At 72.2% G+C, this 3,149-nt stretch carries 2 protein-coding genes and 1 pseudogene; 2 read left to right on the top strand and 1 reads right to left on the bottom strand.

The features are described 5' to 3' along the window. A pseudogene (locus EBH09_RS39345) lies at window positions 1–192 on the bottom strand (adenylosuccinate lyase); the annotation flags it as partial. Between the two features lie 385 nt (window positions 193–577). Between EBH09_RS39345 and EBH09_RS29895 the strand changes: the two are divergent. Together EBH09_RS29895 and EBH09_RS29890 are read left to right on the top strand one after the other, a co-directional pair. Continuing rightward, on the top strand, window positions 578–2,383 hold the full coding sequence (locus EBH09_RS29895; RefSeq protein ID WP_121750018.1) for a 3-hydroxyacyl-CoA dehydrogenase: 1,806 nt from the start codon (window positions 578–580) through the stop codon (window positions 2,381–2,383). 139 nt (window positions 2,384–2,522) lie between these two features. Beyond that, window positions 2,523–3,149, top strand: a 627-nt coding sequence (locus EBH09_RS29890; protein WP_238697473.1) for a TetR family transcriptional regulator, incomplete at its 3' end; no start/stop codon positions are given.

Genomic DNA, 3,149 nt, shown 5'->3' with positions numbered 1-3,149 from the left:
CGCCACGCCGAGCCGGAACGCGGCCAGTTCCCGGGCCCAGAGCGGGTGCCCGGGCTCGGTGAGCACCGCGGCCAGCTCGTCCGGGTCCCCGGTCGCCACGAGACGGTGGTACGCCGCCGGGGCCTCCGGCGTGCCCGAAGCCGCCGACTCGGCCCGTAAACGCTCCGTGAGCGTTCGCAACTCTTCGTCCATGGCACCGAGGTTAGGGGCGTCACAGGCCGGGTGGGACGTACATCACGAACACCGGGGGCTGGCGCGCTCGTTACCCGCGAGTTAATCTCAGACGAGCGAGTTACCCACTCGCGGTACTCCTCGCGGCGGTCTGGTGACGCGGCCGTCGTGAGAGCAGAGAGCAGTCGGTTCGGTACCGGATTCAGGTACCGCAGTACGACTCGGCCTCGGGACAGGGCCGGTCGGAGACCGCCGCCGTGCGGGCGTGTGCACGCCCTGAGCGACGGCACCGGGCGTGTGCGCCAGTCAGCCCGGCAACACCCGCACTCCATTCCTCACGCACCCGGTGCGCCCCAGGCGCATCCGGGCGTGTTCCCGTCGTCACCCTCATTCCTGGAGTCCCGCGATGGCCACTCCCCTGTCCGACACCCCTCTGTCCCCGCTCCAGACCATCGCCGTCGTCGGCCTCGGCACCATGGGCACCGGCATCGCCGAGGTCCTCGCCAGGGCCGGCCGCGACGTCGTCGGCATCGACATCAGCGAGGCGCAGGCCGCGACGGCCGTCGCCGCGCTGGAGTCCTCCACCGCCCGTGCCGTCGAGCGCGGGCGCCTCACCGAGCAGGAGCGCGCCGGCGCCCTCGCCCGCGTCCGCACCTCCACCGACCTGCGGACGGCGGCCGACGCCGACCTGGTGATCGAGGTGACCCCGGAGTCGTACGAGATCAAGCAGCAGGTCTTCCGGGAACTGGACGGGATCGTGCGCCCCGAGACGATCCTCGCGACCGGTACCAACGCCCTGTCGGTCACGCGGCTGGCCGCCGAATCCTCCCGCCCGGAGCGGGTGCTCGGACTGCACTTCTTCAACCCGGCTCCGGCGATGAAGCTGGTGGAGGTGGTCTCCTCCGTGCTGACCGCGCCGGGCGCCGTCACGGCGGTCACCAACCTCGCGCTCGACCTCGGCAAGGAGCCCGTCGCGGTCGGCGACCGGCCCGGCTTCGTCGCCGACGGCCTGCTGTTCGGGTACCTCAACCAGGCCGCGGCGATGTACGAGGCGAACTACGCCTCCCGCGAGGACATCGACGCCGCGATGCGGCTCGGCTGCGGCCTGCCGATGGGCCCGCTGGCCCTGCTGGACCTGATCGGCGTGGACACCGCGCGCACGGTCCTGGAGGCCATGTACACCGCCTCCCACGACCGTCTGCACGCCCCGGCGCCGATTCTGAAGCAGCTCAGCGAGGCGGGCCTGACGGGCCGCAAGGCCGGGCGCGGCTTCTACACCTACGAGGCGCCGGGCAGCGCGGTCGTCGTGCCGGACGCGCTGACCCCGAGGGCGGGTGACGGCCCGGTGACCGGCCGTGCCGTCCGCGCGGTGGGCGTCGCCGGGTCGGGCACCATGGCGTCCGGCATCGCCGAGGTGTTCGCCAAGGCCGGGTACGAGGTCGTGCTCGCCGCCCGCAGCGCGGAGAAGGCGCAGACGGCCAAGGCCCGGATCGGCAAGTCCCTGGCGCGCGGCGTCGACAAGGGCAGGCTGACCGCCGAGGCCGCCGCGCAGACGCTGGAGCGGATCACGCCGACGGGTACGTACGACGACTTCGCCGACGTCGATCTGGCGGTGGAGGCGGTCGCCGAGGACCTGGAGGTGAAGCGGCAGCTGTTCGCCACGCTGGACAAGGTCTGCAAGCCGGGCGCGGTGCTGGCCACCACCACCTCCTCCCTGCCCGTCGTCGCCTGCGCCCGCGCCACCTCGCGCCCGCAGGACGTGATCGGCATGCACTTCTTCAACCCGGCGCCGGCCATGAAGCTGGTCGAGGTGGTGCGTACGGTGCTGACGGCGGACGACGTGCACGCCACCGTCCGCGAGGTCTGCGCCAAGGTCAGGAAGCACGCGGTGGACTGCGGCGACCGGGCCGGGTTCATCGTGAACGCGCTGCTGTTCCCCTACCTCAACAACGCCGTGAAGATGGTGCAGGAGCACTACGCGACGCTCGACGACATCGACGCGGCGATGAAGCTGGGCGGCGGCTACCCGATGGGGCCCTTCGAGCTGCTGGACGTGGTCGGTCTCGACGTCTCGCTCGCCATCGAGAAGGTCCTGCACCGCGAGTTCCGCGACCCGGGCCTGGCCCCGGCTCCGCTTCTGGAACACCTGGTCGCCGCGGGCTGCCTCGGCCGCAAGACGGGCCGCGGCTTCCGCGAATATGCCCGCCGCTGAGTCCGGTCCCGGCGACTGGTTCCGGTCCGAGGAGGACTGGGGCGGACTGCTCGATCCAGCCGGGTCTCCCCCGTCCTACGCGGGCGGGGGAAACCCCGGTCACGCGCATGATTGCGCGCACATGCAGTACGTTCGGGTCATGTCCCAGCCCGCCAGGTCCTCACGTACGCCAGCTACGCCCGACGCGCCGGAGAGCGCGGCCGGCGGCCGAGCCGCCGCCCAGCGGCTCAAAATGCGCCGGGAGCTGGCGGCAGCCGCGATGGAGCTGTTCGCGGCCAAGGGGTACGAGGCGACCACCGTCGACGAGATCGCGGCCCGCGCCGGGGTCGCCCGCCGGACCTTCTTCCGGCACTTCCGCTCCAAGGAAGAGGCGATCTTCCCGGACCACGACGACACGCTCGTGCGCGCCGAGGCGGTGCTCAACGCGGCGCCCGCGCACGAGCATCCGCTCGACACCGTGTGCCGGGGCATCAAGGAAGTCATGAAGATGTACGCGGCCCGGCCGGAGATCTCGGTCGCCCGCTACAAGCTGACGCGCGAGGTGCCCACCCTGCGTGAGGCGGAGATCGCGTCGGTGGCCCGCTACGAGCGTCTCTTCACCCGCTACCTGCTCGGCCACTTCGACGAGCACGCGCACGACGACGACGCCAACGACGACCCGCTGCTGGCGGAGGTCGCCGCGTCCGCCGTGGTCACCGCCCACAACCACGTGCTGCGGCGCTGGCTGCGGGCGGGCGGGCAGGGGGACGTGGAGACCCAGCTCGAC

This window comes from Streptomyces sp. E2N166 (genome assembly GCF_003671715.1).
Classification (GTDB): Bacteria; Actinomycetota; Actinomycetes; order Streptomycetales; family Streptomycetaceae; genus Streptomyces; species Streptomyces thinghirensis.
This window is presented reverse-complemented; position numbering and strand designations above follow the sequence as displayed.

Coding starts and splice junctions, on each gene's coding strand:
- EBH09_RS29895 (WP_121750018.1), top strand. CDS start 578: ATGGCCACTCCCCTGTCCGACACCCCTCTGTCCCCGCTCCAGACCATC.